The 20,705-nt window shown below is 39.3% G+C and carries 28 protein-coding genes; 23 read left to right on the top strand and 5 right to left on the bottom strand.

Annotated features, from left to right (window positions below):
- Positions 1–13: 13 nt before the first annotated feature.
- The 8 genes from GT508_RS02955 (at position 14) to GT508_RS14580 (ending at position 5,460) form a co-directional block, all read left to right on the top strand.
- Complete coding sequence (locus GT508_RS02955) at positions 14–787, top strand: peptidase S11 (RefSeq protein ID WP_243133797.1); 774 nt, start codon at positions 14–16, stop codon at positions 785–787.
- Between the two features lie 77 nt (positions 788–864).
- Entirely contained in the window at positions 865–1,149 is a 285-nt protein-coding gene (locus GT508_RS02950) for a transposase (protein ID WP_005612369.1), read from the top strand.
- Positions 1,146–2,060 (top strand): IS3 family transposase, encoded by a 915-nt coding sequence (locus tag GT508_RS02945; protein WP_155234615.1) that lies wholly within the window; start codon positions 1,146–1,148, stop codon positions 2,058–2,060. The genes GT508_RS02950 and GT508_RS02945 overlap by 4 nt, the downstream gene beginning before the upstream one ends.
- Positions 2,061–2,379: 319 nt before the next feature.
- Positions 2,380–2,778 carry a winged helix-turn-helix domain-containing protein gene (locus GT508_RS02935; RefSeq protein ID WP_243144054.1) on the top strand — a complete coding sequence of 133 codons (399 nt, stop codon included), beginning with the start codon at positions 2,380–2,382 and terminating at the stop codon, positions 2,776–2,778.
- 441 nt (positions 2,779–3,219) lie between these two features.
- A complete protein-coding gene (locus GT508_RS02930; RefSeq protein ID WP_015514507.1) occupies positions 3,220–3,822 on the top strand; it encodes a hypothetical protein in 603 nt (200 codons plus the stop codon).
- A gap of 42 nt (positions 3,823–3,864) precedes the next feature.
- Complete coding sequence (locus GT508_RS02925; RefSeq protein ID WP_012744277.1) at positions 3,865–4,449, top strand: SOS response-associated peptidase; 585 nt, start codon at positions 3,865–3,867, stop codon at positions 4,447–4,449.
- A 23-nt stretch (positions 4,450–4,472) separates the two neighbouring features.
- A complete protein-coding gene (locus tag GT508_RS02920) occupies positions 4,473–4,931 on the top strand; it encodes a YaiI/YqxD family protein (protein WP_015514506.1) in 459 nt (152 codons plus the stop codon).
- Between the two features lie 10 nt (positions 4,932–4,941).
- The gene (locus GT508_RS14580) at positions 4,942–5,460 is read left to right on the top strand and encodes a hypothetical protein (RefSeq protein ID WP_012744275.1); all 519 of its coding nucleotides are present in this window, start codon (positions 4,942–4,944) and stop codon (positions 5,458–5,460) included.
- A 15-nt stretch (positions 5,461–5,475) separates the two neighbouring features.
- Here the strand turns inward: GT508_RS14580 and GT508_RS02910 are convergent, their stop codons facing one another.
- Both GT508_RS02910 and GT508_RS02905 read right to left on the bottom strand, forming a co-directional pair.
- Entirely contained in the window at positions 5,476–6,855 is a 1,380-nt protein-coding gene (locus GT508_RS02910; protein ID WP_012744274.1) for a relaxase/mobilization nuclease domain-containing protein, read from the bottom strand.
- A complete protein-coding gene (locus tag GT508_RS02905; protein ID WP_012744273.1) occupies positions 6,822–7,145 on the bottom strand; it encodes a MobC family plasmid mobilization relaxosome protein in 324 nt (107 codons plus the stop codon). Before GT508_RS02905 ends, GT508_RS02910 begins: the two co-directional genes overlap by 34 nt.
- A 249-nt stretch (positions 7,146–7,394) precedes the next feature.
- Here GT508_RS02905 and GT508_RS02900 point away from each other — a divergent pair, with 249 nt between their 5' ends.
- Positions 7,395–7,784: an MmcQ/YjbR family DNA-binding protein gene (locus GT508_RS02900; protein WP_012744272.1), complete on the top strand. Its 390-nt coding sequence runs from the start codon at positions 7,395–7,397 to the stop codon at positions 7,782–7,784.
- 57 nt (positions 7,785–7,841) lie between these two features.
- Here GT508_RS02900 and GT508_RS02895 read toward each other — a convergent pair whose 3' ends face one another.
- Together GT508_RS02895 and GT508_RS15125 are read right to left on the bottom strand one after the other, a co-directional pair.
- Complete coding sequence (locus GT508_RS02895; protein ID WP_005344265.1) at positions 7,842–8,042, bottom strand: helix-turn-helix transcriptional regulator; 201 nt, start codon at positions 8,040–8,042, stop codon at positions 7,842–7,844.
- Positions 8,043–8,098: 56 nt separating this feature from the next.
- A complete protein-coding gene (locus tag GT508_RS15125) occupies positions 8,099–8,566 on the bottom strand; it encodes a S24 family peptidase (protein WP_243144053.1) in 468 nt (155 codons plus the stop codon).
- 458 nt (positions 8,567–9,024) lie between these two features.
- Between GT508_RS15125 and dinB the strand changes: the two genes are divergently transcribed.
- The 5 genes from dinB to GT508_RS02865 all read left to right on the top strand — a co-directional run bounded on the left by dinB (position 9,025) and on the right by GT508_RS02865 (position 11,955).
- Positions 9,025–10,272 (top strand): DNA polymerase IV, encoded by a 1,248-nt coding sequence (gene dinB / locus GT508_RS02885; protein WP_117649055.1) that lies wholly within the window; start codon positions 9,025–9,027, stop codon positions 10,270–10,272.
- Between the two features lie 14 nt (positions 10,273–10,286).
- Positions 10,287–10,499 (top strand): DNA-binding protein, encoded by a 213-nt coding sequence (locus GT508_RS02880; RefSeq protein WP_024720752.1) that lies wholly within the window; start codon positions 10,287–10,289, stop codon positions 10,497–10,499.
- Between the two features lie 12 nt (positions 10,500–10,511).
- On the top strand, positions 10,512–10,751 hold the full coding sequence (locus GT508_RS02875) for a hypothetical protein (RefSeq protein WP_055180584.1): 240 nt from the start codon (positions 10,512–10,514) through the stop codon (positions 10,749–10,751).
- Positions 10,752–11,001: 250 nt separating this feature from the next.
- The gene (locus tag GT508_RS02870; protein ID WP_117649053.1) at positions 11,002–11,574 is read left to right on the top strand and encodes a hypothetical protein; all 573 of its coding nucleotides are present in this window, start codon (positions 11,002–11,004) and stop codon (positions 11,572–11,574) included.
- 9 nt (positions 11,575–11,583) lie between these two features.
- Complete coding sequence (locus GT508_RS02865; protein ID WP_155234640.1) at positions 11,584–11,955, top strand: hypothetical protein; 372 nt, start codon at positions 11,584–11,586, stop codon at positions 11,953–11,955.
- A gap of 74 nt (positions 11,956–12,029) precedes the next feature.
- Here GT508_RS02865 and GT508_RS02860 read toward each other — a convergent pair whose 3' ends face one another.
- Entirely contained in the window at positions 12,030–12,236 is a 207-nt protein-coding gene (locus GT508_RS02860; protein WP_008688150.1) for a DUF6219 family protein, read from the bottom strand.
- 179 nt (positions 12,237–12,415) lie between these two features.
- Here GT508_RS02860 and GT508_RS02855 point away from each other — a divergent pair, with 179 nt between their 5' ends.
- The 9 genes from GT508_RS02855 (at position 12,416) to GT508_RS02815 (ending at position 20,588) form a co-directional block, all read left to right on the top strand.
- The gene (locus tag GT508_RS02855; RefSeq protein ID WP_155234639.1) at positions 12,416–12,733 is read left to right on the top strand and encodes a helix-turn-helix domain-containing protein; all 318 of its coding nucleotides are present in this window, start codon (positions 12,416–12,418) and stop codon (positions 12,731–12,733) included.
- Positions 12,734–12,884: 151 nt separating this feature from the next.
- The gene (locus GT508_RS02850) at positions 12,885–13,097 is read left to right on the top strand and encodes a sporulation initiation factor Spo0A C-terminal domain-containing protein (RefSeq protein WP_155234638.1); all 213 of its coding nucleotides are present in this window, start codon (positions 12,885–12,887) and stop codon (positions 13,095–13,097) included.
- Between the two features lie 7 nt (positions 13,098–13,104).
- Positions 13,105–13,536 (top strand): hypothetical protein, encoded by a 432-nt coding sequence (locus tag GT508_RS02845; protein WP_155234637.1) that lies wholly within the window; start codon positions 13,105–13,107, stop codon positions 13,534–13,536.
- Positions 13,537–13,863: 327 nt separating this feature from the next.
- Entirely contained in the window at positions 13,864–14,337 is a 474-nt protein-coding gene (locus GT508_RS02840) for a sigma-70 family RNA polymerase sigma factor (RefSeq protein WP_173019911.1), read from the top strand.
- 574 nt (positions 14,338–14,911) lie between these two features.
- Positions 14,912–15,292 carry a type II toxin-antitoxin system PemK/MazF family toxin gene (locus GT508_RS02835; protein WP_012744261.1) on the top strand — a complete coding sequence of 127 codons (381 nt, stop codon included), beginning with the start codon at positions 14,912–14,914 and terminating at the stop codon, positions 15,290–15,292.
- Complete coding sequence (locus tag GT508_RS02830) at positions 15,273–15,521, top strand: DUF6870 family protein (RefSeq protein ID WP_012744260.1); 249 nt, start codon at positions 15,273–15,275, stop codon at positions 15,519–15,521. The genes GT508_RS02835 and GT508_RS02830 overlap by 20 nt, the downstream gene beginning before the upstream one ends.
- Before the next feature lie 108 nt (positions 15,522–15,629).
- A complete protein-coding gene (locus tag GT508_RS02825; protein ID WP_023922627.1) occupies positions 15,630–17,321 on the top strand; it encodes a recombinase family protein in 1,692 nt (563 codons plus the stop codon).
- Between the two features lies 1 nt (position 17,322).
- Positions 17,323–19,014: a recombinase family protein gene (locus GT508_RS02820; protein ID WP_012744258.1), complete on the top strand. Its 1,692-nt coding sequence runs from the start codon at positions 17,323–17,325 to the stop codon at positions 19,012–19,014.
- The gene (locus tag GT508_RS02815) at positions 19,011–20,588 is read left to right on the top strand and encodes a recombinase family protein (protein WP_012744257.1); all 1,578 of its coding nucleotides are present in this window, start codon (positions 19,011–19,013) and stop codon (positions 20,586–20,588) included. The genes GT508_RS02820 and GT508_RS02815 overlap by 4 nt, the downstream gene beginning before the upstream one ends.
- The last annotated feature ends 117 nt before the right edge of the window (positions 20,589–20,705 follow it).

Genomic DNA, 20,705 nt, shown 5'->3' with positions numbered 1-20,705 from the left:
GGTGAGCACATATATGCAGAGAAAACGCCGTAAGAAAAAACGATTTGGAGTATTTTTGTTTTTGCTTGTAGTTTGTATCGGCATAGGTATAATGTTTGTGCCGTGGGCAATGCAGCCGGAAAATTTCAGAGAGGTAAAGAATAAAATAAATGGTTTTCTCTACAAAGAAGATTTTCCTGACTCTTATAATGCAAAATCGCTGATTTTGGTGGATTGTTCTGATGATGAAATATTTGTTTCAAAAAACGAGAACGAGCCACAAATTCCTGCAAGTTTAGCCAAGCTGTTTGTTATTGAGTATGCGTCAACTTTAGCAGACCTTGATAGTATCGTTGTTGCAGACTATGGTGCTATTTCACTCACGAAACCTGGCTCGTCTGTTGCTCAAATCAAGGAAAAAGAATACTTTTTACACAATCTATTTGCGGCAATGTTAGTACCGTCAGGGAATGACGCAGCTTATGTGGTTGCTGATTATTGTGGAGGATTACTTTCGCCGCAAGCAGAAAGCTGTCAAGAGCGTGTGAGGATTTTCATGGAGAACTTAAACCTGCATTTGCAACAGCAGGGGTACTTAGACACAGTTTTATATGATCCGAGTGGTTTTGATATGGAGGCACTTACCACCACTTTAGATTTGAAAGAAGTAGTATATCGGTTGTTGGAATACTCGTGGTTTAGAGAAATTGTATCTCAAAACACTTATACGGCAACACTGCCTGATGGCAGTACACAAATATGGCAGAATACAAACGCCTTCCTTGATCCGACTGGTGCTAGAATATAAATAGTACAAGCCAAAATGAGAAATTCCAAATACACATAAGCATGATACAATAGAGGCATGCTGAAGGAGGATCTCATATGGCAAAGCAACATGACAAACAATTTAAACTTGATGCAGTCCAATACTATCAGGATCACAAAGATCTCGGAGTACGTGGATGTGCAGAAAATCTTGGCATCGGATACAGCACATTAACAAAATGGCTGAAAGACTTCCGGGAATCAGGTGATATTCCTGTTCGTGGTTCTGGTAATTATGCATCTGATGAGCAGAAGGAAATTGCCCGTCTCAGACGTGAATTACGTGATGCCCAAGATGCACTTGATGTGTTAAAAAAAGCAATCAACATTCTGGGAAAATGACGGAAGCCATTTATCTTGAAGTGTCTGAGAAGACGGAAGCTGCCAAAAAGGCTGGACGCCGGGTTTCCGTCTCCGGAATGTTGAAATTTTTAGGTGTCTCTCGCTCAGGATATCTTGCATGGCTCCACCACGTACCTTCTGATACAGAAAAACGTCGTAAAGCTGTAAAAGCAAAAATACAGGATATTTATGATGATTCCAAGCAGAACTACGGTGCTCCGAAAATCACTGTAGAACTTCGAAAAACTGGTGAAGTCATTTCGGAAAGAACCGTTGGTACATATATGCGCCAAATGGGAATCCGTGCTCAGTGGAGCAAACCATGGACGATCACCACAAAAGATTCCGATTTCAGCACTGAATTACAAAATATCCTTGATGAGCAATTTAATCCTGATCGTCCGAATGCAGTCTGGTGTTCGGATATTACCTACATCTGGACAATAGATGGATTTGTCTATCTGACCAGTGTTATGGATTTATTTTCCAGAAAAATCATAGCCTGGACGCTTTCAGAAACACTGGAAGTATCTTGCGTGATTGATACTATAAACAAAGCCAAAGCTCACCGAAATATCGATCAGCCATTAATTATCCATTCGGATCGTGGCAGCCAATATATTGCAAAGGAATATAAAAAAGCAACCGAAAATATGCAGCGCAGTTATTCGAAGAAAGCTTTTCCGTGGGATAATGCATGCATTGAATCCTTTCATTCTATTATCAAACGTGAATGGCTCAATCGCTTTAAAATTCGCGACTATAAGCAGGCATACCAGTTGATTTTTGAATATCTGGAAGCTTTCTACAATACGAAACGAATTCATAGCCATTGCAACTATATGTCGCCAAACGAATTCGAACGAGTGTATGAAAGAACACACACTGAGGCTGAGCTTCTGGCAAGTTAAAATGGGGAGAAATTTCTCATTTTAACTTGTACTAAATCTTGACATAGGACCAGACATCCGAATATTACAACGAAAATGTATGCGGAATTAAGACTGGCTCTCTGTCTGACGACTATAACTTGATTGTGCTTTATCAGCAGCACGGAAAAGAGTTTTTGATATGCAGTTTAGGCTCTCAGTCCGATTCCTCTCGTTATGACGATGTGAATTTTATTCTGAAAACGATTGATGAATCGTATTATCTCACGCAATAAATCTTATGTTGTCCAAGACAAAAAAACTAACCAAGGGGGGTGATAATATCGGACGAATCGTAATAATGGAGTTCAAAGTACAAGACTCAACAGCCTTTGACGATATGCTGGCTTTTGTAAAACAGCACCCTGATTTTGAAAAATTAGAGATTTCATATGAGCCGACATTATCCCTTTCCGGCTTAGAAATCAATTTGAGCCGGCGCAGAGTTATCAATAACGGTCAGGAAATTGAACTGACCGTCAAAGAGTACGATATACTCTGCTTGCTCGCAGCCAATAAAGGTCGTGTTCTTACATACGAGCAGATTTATGATAAGGTGTGGGGCGAAATATCAGCAGGCAATGAAAAGGATACCGTAGGCTTTCACATTCGGAATCTTCGTAAAAAACTTTGTGATACAAACTCTCACTTTTCCATAGATAGTGTTCGTGAGATCGGCTACCGCTTTAACAGTCAGTAAGCAGTCCCTCGTAGTTCATAATGAATTGCGAGGGATTATTCATTTTCTAAGACGGTATGTCGGAATTTGATAAATCCCTGCAAATGTTGATTTTATACGACTGTTAAGAGCAATATCGTGTCTAAACTTGCGACTGGACTTTGCATTTTCTACGAGTTATCTTCGTAATATCTCGGCATTATACTACTGGAATGTTTATCATAAACAGGGCATGATTTATGGCAGAATGGGCAGTCGTTCTCGTGCCATTTATTAGGTCTTGCTTGGATACGAATATGTTTAACTCCATTCTTATCAGAGTAAAGATTACAATTTTTTATAACTGTGTTCTTGACATTAAGGACACTTTTGCATAATGTATTAACTGAAGCCACTTGTGAATACTCCTTTTGTGTTTTTCTTCGCAGTTAATACATTAAAGGACACAAGTGTTTTTTCAATATGGTGTTGTTAATTTATGGTGTTAGGCTTCCACCATTATGCCAGAAGCCTCATATAAATTTATTGGGAAGAGTTACCGATCAAGTTTTCTCAGAATCCGAAGAATGGGATATTGATACGGTGTCAGAAACTATTGCATCGGAATATGAAAGAGCAACGAATCTTTCGATAAATAAAGAGAAGCAGAATTTGCCAATAGAAGAAAAACGAACGATAGATGTTAAAGAAATACGAGAATGGCTGAACTTTATTATTACGATTATATCAGTTGTTTTGGGAGTTACGAATTCTTCAGCAACAACGATAAATAATTACAATTATACACAACAAGTCAATAATTATTACATCGTTGGAATGGGATATGATGCGAAGGAGCTAAATACGACTAAATATAGAATCGTTAATAGAGAATCTATTGTACGACTGAAGCATGACTGCCATTCGATTGTAATTGAAAAGCTTGAGGAAGGGAAAGTTGTTAGAATTATAGATAAATATAAAAAGTGGCGACAGATAATTTGGGAGAATGAAGATGGTGAAGAATGTATGGGGTGGATTCAAAATTATAGATTAACTGAGTTTAAAGTGCCTAGAAATAAATGATGTATATTTGATGAAATAGAATCTATAAGTGAAGGAAGTATTATGTGTGGTAGATATTATATTGATTCTGATATGGCAGATGAAATCGAAAAAGTAGTGCATGATATAGACCAACGGATCCGGCAGGAACATTTTGCAGGAGATATCTTTCCAACCAATGTAGCACCGATCATTGAAAAATCAGAACATGGATTGAAACTGGATGTTTGCAAGTGGGGATATCCATTGTCACAAGGAAAGAATCTGGTTATAAATGCAAGAGCAGAATCTGTTATGGACAAACCTTCTTTTCGAAATGGAATCCTCTATCACCGCATTTTGATACCGGCAAGTGGGTTCTATGAATGGAATCGGTTAAAAGAGAAAAATACATTTTCCAGATATGATGCACCAGTATTGTATATGGCTGGCTTCTGTGATTGGTTTGAGAATGAACGACGATTTGTGATTATGACTACAGCAGCCAATGAATCTATGATAAAAGTACATGATCGTATGCCGCTGATATTGGAAAAAGGACAGCTGAAAGATTGGTTCGATGACAGGAAAATGGAGCAAATTCTGCATCAGGTACCGGTTCAGCTAAAACGAGAGGCAGAATACGAACAGCAGAGCTTATTCTTATAATGGTTCAGAGGAGAAATAGAAAGATGCAAATATTTGTTGATGCAGATGCCTGCCCAGTGGTTGCGATCATTGAAAAGATTGCAAAAGATAATAGTGTTCCGGTAATGTTGTTGTGTGATACAAACCATGTTCTGTCATCGACTTATAGTAAAGTTGTTGTTGTCGGTGCAGGAGCAGATGCAGTAGATTATAAACTGATTAGTATCTGCCATAAAGGAGATATTGTCGTATCACAGGACTATGGTGTGGCTGCAATGGCATTGGGAAAAGGTGCTTATGCTATTCATCAATCAGGTAAATGGTACACGGATGATAATATTGATCAGATGCTAATGGAACGTCACCTGAGTAAAAAAGCCAGAAGAAGTTCCCGTAAATGTCATGTCAAGGGACCGAAGAAGCGGACGGAGGAAGATGATGAAAGATTCGCTCAGTCTTTTGAAAAAATGCTTTTGATGGCACGGGAGAAAGAAGGCAGATGAGGAATTGTAGATGCAGAGGAACGACAGAAGCTATAAAGACTTAAAACAAAAACAGAAGAGTGCAATAGCAGATAAAACATACAAAATGCACTTGAAGTTTTATCTTGAGAATCAGCGAATGCCGGATGCTACTGAAATGAATGATATATGCAAAAGTTTGTTTACGGCAGTTCAATCGCTTGCTCCTAAAACGGAATATGAAGAATTTTATAAAATTGTTGAAAAGCGTGAAAAGAGTTATGAAGAACGTATCCTGAGAGACATTCAGAATGGAATTATAATAGAAACACTTATGGCAAAAAAACATAAGAAAACGCCGGAAGAAAAAGCAGCTGTTGCGAAACAAAAGAAGCAGCAGAGGCGAGCAAGACGGAAACAAGAAACAAGAGATAATCTGGCTAAAGAAGAAATCTTGCAAGATGACAGATTTTTCGTTATTGCCGGTTATACCTCCGGAGGTGCACCGTATGGTGTCACCTGGGAGGAAATGGGTCTGAAACCTTGGGAAGATTTGGAAGAGAATAATTGAGTTGTCAGTGCAATCTTATTTATCTCTTGTGACAGAAACAGGTTCCCGTTTTGCCGGAAGTAAGTCTGAATTGATTTCAGGAGCATCGAGCAGCACAGAGAAATTTTGCTGAATGATATCCAGTGTTTTCTGCTTTTTCTGTAATTTCTGTTTTTCCCGGACGGTAGCAGCTTGTTCAGATTCAAGATTTTCAATCCGCTTCTGGATTTTTTCAGAGCTAGGGATTTTGGTAACACCGAGATCCTGAAGCTCTTTTTTTAGTGAATCGTGGAGTTGGTATTCTGCCAGATGCTTGGAACGGTATTCTTTTGGATTTTTTGCAGATTTGCAATCTTCTATCACTTTACGGCAGAGCCGGTAAGAATCACAGTGTTTCTGAATGACTTTCTGCGTGCTTAGCTCACTGGTGATGTGTGCTATTCTCTGATCAGCCGCTTTAACAGAAGCATCAACATCAGAAACATGCTGCCTGAAATCCTCATAATTCAGTAGGTTATTTTCTGAAAGATAGTTGAAGGTGCGGGCTGCCTCTTTTAGATTATTGAGTTTTGCCCAATGTTCAAATCCTTCTCGATTGCCAGTCGTTACATACGTGGAGATATTGATATACAGGCGAGCTTCTCTGGACAGATGTTTTGGAGTTTTCACTTTGCTACGATTTTTAGCTAAGTGGATGCGGACGTTTTCTTCCGTATAATAACTTCCCAGAGATTTCATATAAGTGAAATTTTTTTGTTCCGGTGCACGGAAAGAAAGATGCTTTCCCTGCCGGACTTCATATCCAGCTAACTGCATTTTTTGTAGAAATTCCTCATAGTTGATGGAAGTCCAGATTGCTTTATCAACTGCAACACGTAGCTTGGCTTTCCAACTGGTGCCACGATGATATTCCATGTTCTCTTTATAGCTTTTTCCTTTTTCTCCGGTTGGCATACTGGTGGCAAGTCCATTTTCCAGGCAGATACGATTACTGATTCTGCAGAGTTTATGGTAGCTCCGCTTATTGGAAACATACTTGTGATGATCAACAAAGCTTGCAGCGTTGAAGATGATATGGTTATGAATGTGCTTTTTATCAACATGGGTACTGATCACGTATTCATATTTTCCTTTCAGTACTTCGGCTGCAAATTGCTGTCCTAAGCGATGGGCAGTTTCGGCATCAACTTCTCCAGGTTTAAATGACTGGATCAGATGAAATGCCAGGTTATTACCTTTGTCCATTCCATTCTTTTTTGCCATTTCTCTAGTCATGGAAAATTCGAGATCAGCAGTTTCCGGGGAACAGCCAAAACTGGAAACCAGCAGTTTTTCATCAGTCTTGTCTGGATTCGTGATATAGTCCAGAGCTTTCTTGTCTGTTACTTTAATGGGGAAGATCTTAATATATGCCATAGTTCTTTCACCATCTCTTTCAATTCTTGCATTTCTTCCGGATATAGATCTCCGGTGGTATTTACCTTTTTTGCAATCTGGTTGATATTTATGCCAATCTTGTGCATTTCCTCATACTGTTTCTTCAGAGGAGTTGTATCTGTGTTGACGATGTAGCCGTCGATTGCCATCTTACGCAGATAAGCTCCCATGTTCTTGGTTTTTGATTCTATCATCTTCCTGCGGATTAGCTTTCGTTCTTCTTCTGTGACATAAAAATGAATTTCTTTGTTTCTTTTTCTTTCAGCCATTAGCAGTTTCTCCTTTCTGAGAGGGCAGTAGTATCGTTGCTTTCAGCGTTTTTCAATTCAGGGCAGGGTACCCTAAATTGGGATTTTCCGGAAGTGTATCCTCACTTCCTGTCCTTGCTGTTTTACCCCTCTATTAGTTAAAGTCAGGAGAACCGGGAAAATGCAAAAGAATTTGGCAGGTAGTACGGGAACTGAAAATATGGTATGATTATGGGCAGGATATCAGAAGAATCAGGAGTTGAATAAACTGTGAAGAAAGAAGAAATTTTTGAATATGTGAAGAAACAGTATGGTACGGTGCCGGAGTATTTATGGGCACAATCACCAGATAATGCTGTGCTACGACATAAGAATGGAAAATGGTATGCTGTGGTCATGACGGTTGAAAAATCGAAACTGGGATTAGAAGGAAAAGATCCGGTTGATATCATGGACGTAAAGTGTGATCCGGACATGACGAATATGATTATTCAGACTTATGGATTTTTACCTGGATACCATATGAATAAGCAGCACTGGATCACGATTTTACTGGATGGTTCTGTCAGTGAGGCTAAGACACTGGACTTTTTGGATATGAGCTATGACCTGATTGACGGAGCAGGCAGAAAAGAAGAAAATGTAAGTGGATTACAGTGATTTTTGAGCAAAAGGAAAACCGGGGATTTTACTCCTCGGTTTTCTGGCTGTTGTGCTTCAGTCTTCAACTTGAAAAATATCTTCTACAGGCACTTTCAGGTAATGTGCCAGCCGGATTGCAATCTCAAGAGAGGGATTTCGTTCTCCACGTTCGATGCGGCCTATCGTCTGGCTGCAGGAACCTATGGCTTCAGCCAAATCTGCTTGAATGAGATTCCGTTCTTCACGAATATCTTTTAATGTATTATTGATTGCCATTCAATCACTTCCTTTGCTTATTGTTATCAGTAGGATCATGAACCTGCTGTTGAAATCTAATGAAATCCCGGAATTTCTGCACCTTTGCATTTCCCGATTACTTTTCCAAAAATCTTAAAAGAGTCAGATTCCAAAACCTGGATAGGACGATATTTTTGATTTAAAGAGATCAGATAAACACCATCTGGCTCATCGTGTAATTCCTTGATGTAAGTATTGCCGTTGAGATAGAAGATTCCAATTTCACCATTAGCAAGAGAATCTTTTTTCTGAATCCATGCAACATCGCCTGTATGATAAAGTGGCTCCATACTGTCACCGGAAATCCGTACACCAAAGTCAGTCTGCTCAGGAGCAAGGTGTCCTACGTCATAGGTTTCTTTTACAGAATCCTCCAGGTAATTTCCAGTACCAGCAGAAACTGGTTCCCAGGTAATTTCTACAGGATGATGGAATGGGATAATCTTTGCAGACAGTGGAGAAAACTTTTTAGAAGCTTTCAAAATATCAGCAAATTCAATCAATTTATTTCTGCCTTCTTCATTCAATCCACTCATAATGTTATATGGGTTTTCTCCAAAGAAGGATTCATATATATCTTCGATATCAAGTAACTGGCAAAGTGTCAGGAAAACATGTAAAGCTGGTTCTCGTGCATTGGTCTCCCATTTGGAGATTGCTTTTGTAGTGACCTGAATACCTTCTTGAGAAAGCAGGTCTACCAGATCTGATTGAGAGTATCCTTTCTTTTTTCTATTTTCTGCTAATATTTCCCCGAAATTACGCATTTGTTCGCCTCATTTCTATTTGAATTTTCTATATGCATTATACCGTATGTTAGAAATAAAATCAAGAATAATCTCCGAAATGGAGAAAATACAACCAAGATGTCACTTGACTATCTCCGGAATGTCGATATATACTAAACATACAGAAATTGATAAGACATTATGTTGAAGGAAACAGCTGGGAGGTGAAAAGTTTGAATGAGCGTGTGATCCTGCATAGTGATATGAACTGTTTTTACGCCAGTGTAGAAATGCTACATCATCCGGAATTTGCCGGAATGCCTCTGGCAGTAGGTGGCGATCCGGAAGCCCGGCATGGAATTGTACTGACAGCAAATTATATTGCCAAGAAAAAAGGAGTAAAAACCGGAATGGCATTATGGCAGGCGAAACAGGTTTGCCCGGAAATTATTTTTGTACCGCCACGGATGGATTTATATTTGCGATTTTCACAAATGGCAAGAGAAATCTATTCAGAGTATACAGACAAAATTGAGCCATATGGAATTGATGAAGCCTGGCTGGATGTATCAGGCAGTGGAAATCTGAAAGGAAGAGGAATGACAATTGCGAGAGAAATCAGCCATCGGATTAAATACGAACTTGGAGTAACAGTGAGTATTGGAATTTCCTGGAATAAGATTTATGCGAAACTTGGCTCGGATTATAAAAAGCCGGATGCAATCACAGAGCTTAATCGAGAAAATTATAAAGACAGGATATGGCAGCTTCCAGCGTCAGATTTGCTTTATGTCGGAAGACAGACGAATAAGAAATTGCAAAAACTTGGAATCCGGACAATCGGGCAACTTGCGGAATCAGACGAAAAGTTGTTAGAGAGTCATTTTGGAAAAATAGGAAATGTATTATGGGCTTTCGCAAATGGCTGGGATGAAGATCCGGTTTGCAAGGAAGGATATGAAGCACCAGTAAAGTCGATAGGTAATAGCACTACAACACCGAGAGATCTGGAAAATGATCTGGATGTCTGGATCATTCAAATAGCATTGGCAGAAAGTGTAGCTGCACGATTGCGGAAACATGGATTTAAATGCAAAACAGTAGAAATTACAGTTCGAGATAATGGATTGTATAGTTTTTCCAGACAGATACATTTACGACAGCCAACGAATATTACAAACGAGATTGTAACTGCAGCATTTCAGCTATTTAAAGATAATTACAAATGGGAACATCCCATTAGAAGCCTGGGAATCCGAGCTGCGGATCTTGTGTTAGATGATATTCCCGTGCAGTTGGATTTATTTGGAAATCAGGAGAAAAAGGAAAAGTTAGAGAAGCTGGATCGTACTGTAGATGAGATCAGACGACGGTTTGGTTATTTCAGTATACAGCGAGCGGCAATGTATCAGGATAAAGTCTTATCCCACTTAGACGCTGGTACGCACACGATCCATCCACACAGTTATTTTCATGGGTAATTGGAGGGATAGATTTGAAAAAAGCATTAACCAGAAAACAGGAAGAAAGTTATCAGTGTATTTTACGATATACCAATGAACATGGATATCCACCGACAATACGGGAATTTGGAAAATTGATCGGGGTGAAATCAACATCATCAGCATTTTCCAGAATCAAGCAGTTGGAGCTAAATGGATATATCCGAAGGATTCCGGCATCGCCAAGAGCAATCGAGATTTTATAGTGAGGTGTCGGCATGAATAAAGTATATGTAGATGTAGTGGCAGAGTTCCGGAAAGACGGACAACTGGTTCCCATATTTTTTACATGGGAGGATGGAAGAAAATATAACATCGACAGAATTTTGAAAATCGAGCGATGCGCCAGCAGAAAGGCAGGCGGTGTAGGAATGATGTACACCTGTATGATACAGGGACAGGAAAGCCATTTATTCTATGAAGTGGATAAATGGTTTATGGAGAGAAAAACAGCATAAGGAGAGATAGGTATAGACGATATTATATGGATTATTAACCGGCAGGGATAGTCACTTTCCCTTTATATTCCTGCAGGTTTTACATAAGAAGATGGATTCCGGTCAGCAAAGGCAGCTCCCACAATGCCTTTTGGATATCCGCTTCTGCAAATTGTAGTAAGTAATTGCTTCCCATCAAAATCATGGGGAAAGCGAACTGGTCTGAAAGACCGCCAGTTAGTGTGATGATGATAAGGAGATTTTGAAACTGATGACAGATAGAGATTATGCAATTAAATCAATGAAAGAAATTACCTTCCAGATGGCAAACCATGCACAGAATTATCTGGAAGTAACGATCGAAAGACATTATACTGATATTAAAGAACTGATGACAAGCTACCAGAAACTGATTTTAGAAAACCAGGTTGTATTGGAAGAACTGGATATGGAGTGTCAGGAGAAGATCAATGAAGATATGGCATATGCGTTGAGTTATCTGAGTATTTATAACAATCAGCTGAATGTGCCAAAGATGCACCGGGAAATGAATAACCTGATGATCATTTACGGCTTGTCAGATATGATCTATCGTGGAATGACACTGGTGAAGTTTTATGCACCGAATGGTGTGATGCTCAGTGAGATCCTTCATTCTTGTTTTTGCAGTCATTATAATAAGACAGATGTGGAAGTACAGCAGGAGTTAGGAATAGGCAGGACTTCTTTTTATAAAATGAAGAAGCAGGCACTTGGGTATCTGGGATTTTATTTTTATGAGATCGTGGTGCCGCAGGCAAAGGATAAAAGATTTAAACCGTCACTGGGTGTTGAGGAAGAGTAGGTGAGTAATATGAGATACGAAGATTCGATGAAAGGTGTAGCTGATCAGATAATCAAAGAACAGCAGCGAGCCAGTAAAATTAAAAACAATCCAGAAGAGTTCCATTGGTATGACGAATATGCAACGTTGAATTTCTTTCGGTTTATCTGTAAAAATATCGGTAACTTGGGAAATGGAGAAATTGAAAAAATGGTCACACGCTTAAAGAGCATAGATCAGAAAGCAGTGGAAAACCATGTGAATGGTGCTGTTTGGGCATTTGATTATGATAAGATGTTCTGTGTGTTGATGGAAAATGAAATTTGCCGAAAGGTGTGTGAAAAGAATAAATATAATAGTTGGACGAAGCTGATTGGAAATTATTGTGTTTCAATGGCTTAAAGATAAAGAAAGTTGCTGGAGAGAAAAAATATTCTCCAGCAACTTTGTCTTTGATGAATAAAAGTCAATTTTTTTTAACTATTCTCACTATTATTTGATTCAGTGATTTTTTTCTTCTTTGGAGAAACCAGTTTGTGACCGGAATAAATGGACATGCCCATACAAAGCAATGAAGAATAGGCAAAGTATTTATGTGCAGTCATAGATTTTTTGATTCCAGAATAAATGCATCCCAACATACAGAAAAGTGCGCCTAAGGACCAGTATTTATGTGATTTCATGATTTGATACCTCCTTTGATTTAACTGATTCAATCATAACGCTTTTTTACGAAAATGCAAAGAAAAACTTTGAATATAGTTCTGTAGAATTAGAACTTGGCTTTGCGATTCTGTATATTTAAGATATCCACAAGTATACTAAATTCAGAACGATTATTCGTTCTGAAGGAGGTGTTACGATGGATTTGAAAGCAGTAGGACAGCGAATCAAATCAGCACGAGAAGCAAAAAATCTCACGCAAGAGGAACTGGCTGCATTAGTAAATTTAAGTCCGACGCATGTGAGTGTAATAGAGAGAGGCTTGAAAGTTACAAAATTGGATACCTTTGTTGCAATTGCAAATGCATTAGATGTTTCTGCAGATACTCTTTTGATTGATGTTGTGGCACATTCAGTTACAGGTGTTACCAATGAGCTGGCAGAGAAAATAGAAAAACTTCCGATCAAAGAGCAGAAAAAAGTTATCAAAGTAATTCATACATTATTGGAAGAGTAATATGACAAACTGGGAAGAGCAAGTAGCTCTTCTTTTTTTTGACCTTTTATTTAGCTTTAAGTTGTAAAGTGTCTTTTCATGATAATAGAAATATGCTAAATTGGTTCTATAGAACAAGTTGTAATCCTACTTATACATTGGAGGAAAATGAATGAGAGTGAAAACTATTTATGAGAAGATTGCAGAAAAGTACAATACGACACCAGAAGAGGTGCGTCGGGAAATGCAGATAGCGATTGATGCTGGATTTGATGATCCAGATCCGGCTGTACAGGCAGAATGGAAGAAGGTAAATCTTAAAGGAGACAGACCTACACCGGAAGAAGTAATCAATTACGCAGTAAAACAATTAAAAGGAAATTAATGAAAATATGAAGAAAAAGATAATTGCAGTGATCTCAGGAGCAGTCATCTTGATAATTGCTGCAGGAAGTATTTATGGGAAACCTGAATCTGGTCATAAGGAAGGTGAACCTGATGTAGTAGGAACATTTTCCATAAATCGGGATGAAAATCTTACCGTAGTAGCTAACCGGGAAAATATTGAGGATAGAGAAGCGTTTGCAAGAGAACTTTTGCAGATGTACAAGGAGAATTCTTTTCATTCGACAAAATTCTCCACAGACAGGGGATATGCGACGAGTCTTGATATGAACATCTATTTATGGAAAGAGGATATTGAAGATGGGGAATCGGTAATGACAGCCAAATACAGACCTGTAGAATATGGAAAGGAGTATGATGTTGTCAATAATCCTGATAAATTTCAACTATATATAGATGGAAAAAATGTAGAAGAATAACACGGTGAACTTTTTACACCGAAATATGTACGATTCCTGTTATGGTATGAACTTACAGGGATGTATTGCGGATACTTTGTGAACTTTATCCTGATACAATGATTATGCTGAAGAAAGAAGGCATAGATAACTGAATATTAGATAAGAGACGAAAGCCTCAGTAGTTAAGAAAAAACTACTGGGGCTTTTTTTCGTGCCTGAATTTCGCAGCCAATAACTGCGGGCGTGTCCCGGCAGGATAAAGGCGGAGCAGGCATGAGCCAAAACAGAGGTCCACCTTCTGGATTTGAAACAAGCAACGAGATTTCAAATTCAGGAGGAACGGATATGTATATTGAACACCCATATTTTTACGAAGGAAAGTACTACGCAAATATTGATGGAGAAATGATCGAGGTTACAAAAGAAGTTGCGTATGCGATGAACAATTTTTACAGAAGCAGCAAGGCAAAAAAAGTTGAGATTAAGAACGAAGAGGGGAAAGTCGTGGATAAGATGCTGCGGGAGGTGCCTTACAGTGGGCAGTCCATTGATGGAGAAGGATTCATGATTGAGGATTTCCCGGATCTGAATTGCGACGTGGAGCACAGTGTACTGACGAAAATGGAACAGCAGGATATCCACAAAGTGATCAATCAGCTGAACTCCGAGGAACGCATGATTATTTACGGCATTTTCTTTGAAAACAAGACACAGACACAGATGGCAGAGATTATGGGAATTTCCAGACAGATGCTGTCATACAAGCTGAAATCCATTCTTAATAAGATGCGTGAAATGTATATGAATAAATTTTTTTAAAAATTTTTTCAAAATCTTTTGCATCTGCCAAAGTCATTTGACTTTAGTAATTAGAGGAAGTTAAAGGACTTCCTAAAATGAACCATGATAACTGAATATTCAATAATAACTGACGTGACATTTCATGCAGAGAGCACGAGGAAGATGCCGCTATAGGATTATAAGACGTAAGAAACTTTTTTGAGCTAATAATACTGCGAAAAAGCACTGACCAAAGCCAGTCGGCAGGCTGGTGATGCGATGACATGTGTGAGATGCGATACACTTGCAGACCCTGAGAAGTCTGTAATTGGTAAACCTATGAACTGCCAGAGCCTGGAAACGAGAGTTTTTGGGTTGTGGTCCGGAGTATAGCATTCGGACAGGTTATTATTCCCTTCCTGCAGATGCAGGAGTAACGATTCGGGGTATCGAGGATAAATAGAATCGAGCGAGCACTGTTTAATAATCAAATTGGTTATAGAGGTTATGCGGCAGAGCTTTCCATCTTGGAAAGGAACTCTGCCGTATTCCTGTGGAGCCAATATAGCGCTAGGGATGCTTTACAAATAAAAAAAGATTGGAGAGATGACAAGTGACGATTCGAAGAGGAGATATCTTATGGGCGGATCTCGGTATGTTTCCGACAACTTCGGTTCAGGGTGGAGTAAGACCGGTGATCGTAGTAAGTAACAACAAAGCTAATACATACAGTTCAGTCATTACAGTAGTTCCGCTGACGTCAAGAATATATAAGAAGCGGTATTTGCCAACACATGTATTTATCAGTAAGTACGATATGACAGGGATCCGAAAAGGAAGCCTGGCATTGGCTGAACAGGTTATGAGTATTTCTACAAAATGTATTATTGAGAAATGCGGAAGAGTAAATAAGTGGAGCCTGGATCGGGTACTGAAAGCAGTACGGATTCAGATGGGAATGGAAGGAGAAGGGCATGACAGCAGAGGAATATAGAAATTATCTGGATCAGGATTTCAGTGATGTGGATATCAATGAAATGACTGATCTACGGATGATAAAAACAGACAGAAATAAATCGCTTCAGGAACGGAGAGATATTTTTCTGAATAAAGTAGGAAATCCTTATCTGGTCCGGATCGGTAATATGAAAGTAAAAGTCAGATTTGCAAATAACGGTATATCTATGGAGCAGGCATTTGAGAATATGCTTCTGAGTGTCTGAAAAAGTACTGGTAAAATTGAGGGGACTGTGTTAGAATGTCGGTAAGGACAAATTATGCAGCCCCCTTTTATTACATGGATTTTCTGACGTAATAAAAGGAGGTAAGATATGTATCAGAATATCAACAAAATTTATCATGCCGCCATCTATGTCAGATTATCTAAAGAAGATGGCGATATTTCCAGTTCAGCAAAACTGGAAAGTAACAGCATTTCTAACCAGAAAGCTTTGATTCTGGATTTCCTGAAAGACAAAAAAGATATTGAAGTTGTTTCAGTCCGAGTTGATGATGGCTACTCAGGCTCTAATTTTGAGCGCCCTGCATTCCAGGCAATGCTGGAAGATATCCGGCATGGGATTGTAGACTGCGTAGTGGTAAAAGATTTATCACGATTTGGAAGGGAATATATTGATTCCGGGAAGTATATCGAGAGATTATTCCCGGCTCTTGGTGTGCGTTTTATTGCCATCAATGATAATTATGACAGTCTTAAGGGAAAGAATCAGGCAGACGAAATCATTATCCCATTTAAAAATTTAATCAACGATGCTTATTGTCGTGATATTTCTATTAAGATCAGGAGTAATCTTGAGATTAAGAGGAAAAAAGGCGAGTGCGTGACTCCGTTTGTAGCATTTGGATACAGGAAGACAAAGACAGATAAGCATAAATTAGAGATTGATCCATCGGCGGGCGGTGTAGTACAGGATATTTTTAAGATGAAGCTGCAGGGAATGAGTCAGGATGCGATCGCTAATCGTTTAAATGAACTGGGTATTCTTTCCCCATTTGAGTATAAAATAAGCAGCGGCAGTCGTTATGAAACAGGTTTCCGGCAGAAAGAACAGGCACTTTGGAGTTCCGTTACGGTCCGCAGGATACTGGAAAACGAGGTTTATATCGGAAACCTTGTACAGGGAAAAAGGACAACTCCAAACCATAAAGTGAAGCAGACTTATGTGAAACCGGAAGATGACTGGATCCGGATTGAGAAAAATCATGAACCTCTGGTGAGTGACCGTGATTTTGAAATTGTTCAGAGGCTTCTTGGCATGGATACACGTACTTCACCTGACCAAAAGCAGGTATATCTGTTATCCGGAATTGCTGTATGTGCGGATTGTGGAGCACCTATGACAAGAAAGGTTTCTACTGTGGCAGGAAAAAAATATGCTTATTATCTATGTTCCACAAATAAAGAAACAAAACGCTGTTCCAGTCATAGAATACCGGAAAAGGATCTGGAAGATGCCGTATTAGTGATGTTGAAACAGCATATCCAGAATATCCTGCACCTGAAAAGAGTCCTGGAATTTATCGGTACTGTGCCATTTCAGGAGATCAATATGAAAAAGCTGCAGGACAGGCTGGAGAAGAAAAAGCAGGAGAAAGAACGCTGTAAGGAGTTACGGATGATGCTCTATTCGGATATGAAAGAGGGCATTGTATCAAAAGAAGACTATGTAGAGCTTCATGCAGCATATGGAAAGCGGCTTAGAAATGCGGAAGAGAGTATCCGTGCGATCCAGAAAGAAATGGATAACGAGCTGGAAAAAGCAGACAAAGCCAATACCTGGCTGGATTATTTTGTGAAATATCAGGATATTGAAGAACTGTCCCGCACTGTGGTGGTAGAACTGATCAGGCAAATCAGAGTATATGATAAAAAGAATATAGAGATCACTTTTGATTTTGATGATTGTTATCAGACATTGCTGAATCAATTACCTGCTATGGGAGTTGATATGGTAATAGATGATGATAACAATCTGCAGGTCAATGTAAAGGAGGTTGTATAAAATGGCACGAAAGAGCAGGAAAAACATTCCGGAAGTAGTCAGCAGTGCAACCGTCCAGACAGAGGTGAGCAGACCGTTCCGGGCAGGATTGTATGCCAGAATTTCAATGGAAACAGAAGAAACCTTAGAAAGAGGAACGATAGAAACCCAGGTGGAACTGATGAAAAACTTTGTGGCAGATACGGAAGACATCGCAGTTGCAGAAATATATAAGGATTCTGATTATTCTGGTACAAATTTCGACCGTCCTGGTTTTACGCAGATGATGGAAGATATCAAGCATGGAAAAATTAACTGTGTGATTGTAAAGGATCTATCCAGACTTGGAAGGAATTATGTAGAGACAAGTAATTATATTGAGCGTGTATTTCCGTTTTTTCATGTGCGGTTTCTTGCTGTGACGGATGACTTTGATTCTTTCCGTGAGGGAGTGGATCTGACAGTTCCCTTAAAAAATATCATCAATGAGTTTTATTCCAAAGACCTTGCAAAAAAGAGCAGCAGTGCCAAAAAAGCCCTGTGGAAAGAAGGAAAATTTACTGGTGCATGGGAACCTTATGGATACAGGAAATCAGAACAGGACAGACACCAGCTGGTAGTTGACGAGGAGGCTGCCGGACATTTACGAGAAATTTTTACTATGTATATGGATGGATGCAGCTACAGCGATATTGCAAAAAGACTGAATACAGATGGTATCCTTTCCCCGACTTTGCAGAGGGAATATTATAAAACAGGCGAAAAGCCTTCACCGGAATCCAAACCTTGGAATAATTATGAAGTGAAACGTGTACTTCAGGATGTCCATTGTACCGGAGATTCTGTATATGGAAAATATCAGCAGAGTGTTTTTCAAGGAAACAAGCAGAGAAATCTACCGGAGAGTGAGTGGCTCTATGCTGAGAATACCCACGAAGGAATTATTGATAAAGAACTGTTCCGGCAGGTACAGGAAAAAATCCGGGAATTTACGGAAGCATACAAAAAGAAGCATCAGCTGAATAATGGAGCCATTCGGAATCATAATTTCTATACCGGCAAGATCAGGTGTGGGGGTTGTGGGAACCGCATGGTGTTGTCCAGAGAAAAAACAGGGACATTTTATTATATCTGTGGTGCAGATGCGAACCATAAATCCGGAGGAAATCAGTGTAAGGGGCACAGAGTCAAAAAAGAATACGTGGATGAAGACGTCCTTCGCCTGATCCAGTCACATATGAAAGCCGTATTGGATACAGAGAAACTGATCCGTGAAATGAATTCTGCTTCCAGAAACCAGACACAGTATTTGCTTCTGGATAAGGAAGTGGGGAAACTTCGGCGGGAGTTGAGCAGGATCAGCAAGCGTAAATCTGATTTATATGAGGATTATTCGGAACGTCTGATTACAGAAGAAGAATACATGCAGTTTTCCCGTATCTATTCCAATGAAATAGAAAACATCAAGAACCGCCTGGATGTAGTATTGGCGGCACAGGTACGGTATTCCAAGGATTATCATATCGAGGAAGGATGGGGAAAAGTGATACATACTTATATGTCAAAGCGTAAGCTGACAAAAGAAATGGCAGATGCCTTTGTGGATTCAATTATTATCCATGGTAAGTATGATTATGAGATCAAGCTGGTATATGACGATCAGTTTGCAGATTTACAGAAATTAAAGAAAGAGAAGGAGGCGCAGTCAAGATGACAGATCATAGAAAAACAGCTGTTTACATCCGTTTATCCGCAGAAGATGACAATGTAGATGGCAGAGCTAAAAAAGAGAGCGACAGTGTAACTTCTCAGAGAATTCTGTTAAAATCATTTGTGATTGATCAGCTGGGTGTAGATGAGGCAGATATCCTGGAATATGTGGATGATGGTGTCAGCGGTACTCATTTTAAACGGCAGGGATTTCAACAGCTGCAGGATGACATGAAAAGTGGAGAAATCGGCTGTGTAGTTGTAAAAGACTTTTCCAGATTCGGAAGAGACTATCTGGAAGTTGGATTTTATATTGAATATATTTTTCCACTTCTGCAGATTCGATTTATTTCGATTAATGACAGCTATGACAGTGCAGCAAGCAGCGGAATGACTGGTGGAATGAATGTGGCATTGCAGAATCTGGTATACAATATGTATAGCCTGGATTTGTCCAAGAAAATTTCATCAGCAATGCAGACGAGAACAAAAAATGGTACACGTCTTCCGGTAAATGCCAGATATGGCTATAAAAAAGGAAAAGATGGAAGGCTGGAAGTTGATCCGGAGGCTGCAAAAGTCGTGAAAATGATTTTTCAGATGGCAGCGGAGGGAACAAGTTTTGCAGATATTACAAGGGAATTGAACAGACAGGCGATTGCTACTTGTGATGAGCAGAAATTATCAAGAGGGGATCAGGTGCAGTTCCAGAGGTTTGACACGATCAAAAAGAAACACTGGAGCCCTACGACAGTATCGGCAATCGTCCGGGATGAGATTTATATTGGAACCAGAATCTGGGGCAAAACACGTTGCAGTATGCATACGGGCCATAAAGCAGTTCTGAATGATGAAACAGAATGGGTTCGCCTGGAAAATCATCATACGGCAATTATAGACAGGGAATTGTTTGAAAAAGCAAATGAAATGCATCCGAAAAAGAAGAGAAGTGTTGCAGAATCACGCACCAATTTTACTCTGGAAAGACGTAAAAAACAGCCGGCCTTGCTGATATGTGCCAACTGTGGGCATTCTCTGTTAAAAGAAACAGAGCATCTGCTGAAATGTTCAGATGCCAGAACCAATGGTGATCCTGTGTGCCGAAGTCTGGTGATTCGTAGGGAACCGATGGAGGAGAATATCCTTGGGCTTGTCCGTCAGTATGCAGCGTCAATGTTGAAAAAAGGAAAGAAAGTATCTTCCAAAAGACAATGTGAATACAAAGAGATCAATACTACAGAATTGCAAAAACAGAGCCGACAGTTGACCTCGGAAAAGATGAAACTCTATGATGATTACAAAGATGGTCGTATAGATCGTGATTCGTATAAGCAGAGAGCTGAAAAGATAAGTGTACAGCTGGATGAAATAAAACGAAAGATAGAAGATGCGAAGAATAGTAAAAAGCTTCTTGAACAAAATGAACTTTCTGATAAAATAAAACTAAAAGATTTCTTGGGAATTCAGAAGTTCGATACAGAGAAGCTGCGTGAGGTTATCAAGGTGATCCGTGTTCATAGTCAGGATGAAATTGAAATCGAATGGAATTTTGACGATATTTTTTCAGAACAGAGATAACTTGAGCAGGACAAGAATGACTTATCAAAAGATAATAAAGGTGCTGGGACTACCTGATGGAAGCGTCAGATAGTCTTCGGCAGAAAAAAATAAAATTTTTTTTGTCCTATACTTGAC

It is taken from the genome of Dorea sp. BIOML-A1 (assembly GCF_009875615.1).
Classification (GTDB): Bacteria; Bacillota; Clostridia; order Lachnospirales; family Lachnospiraceae; genus Dorea_A; species Dorea_A amylophila.
The sequence above is the reverse complement of the archived record's forward strand: the minus strand, read 5'-3'. Positions and strand labels throughout refer to the sequence as shown.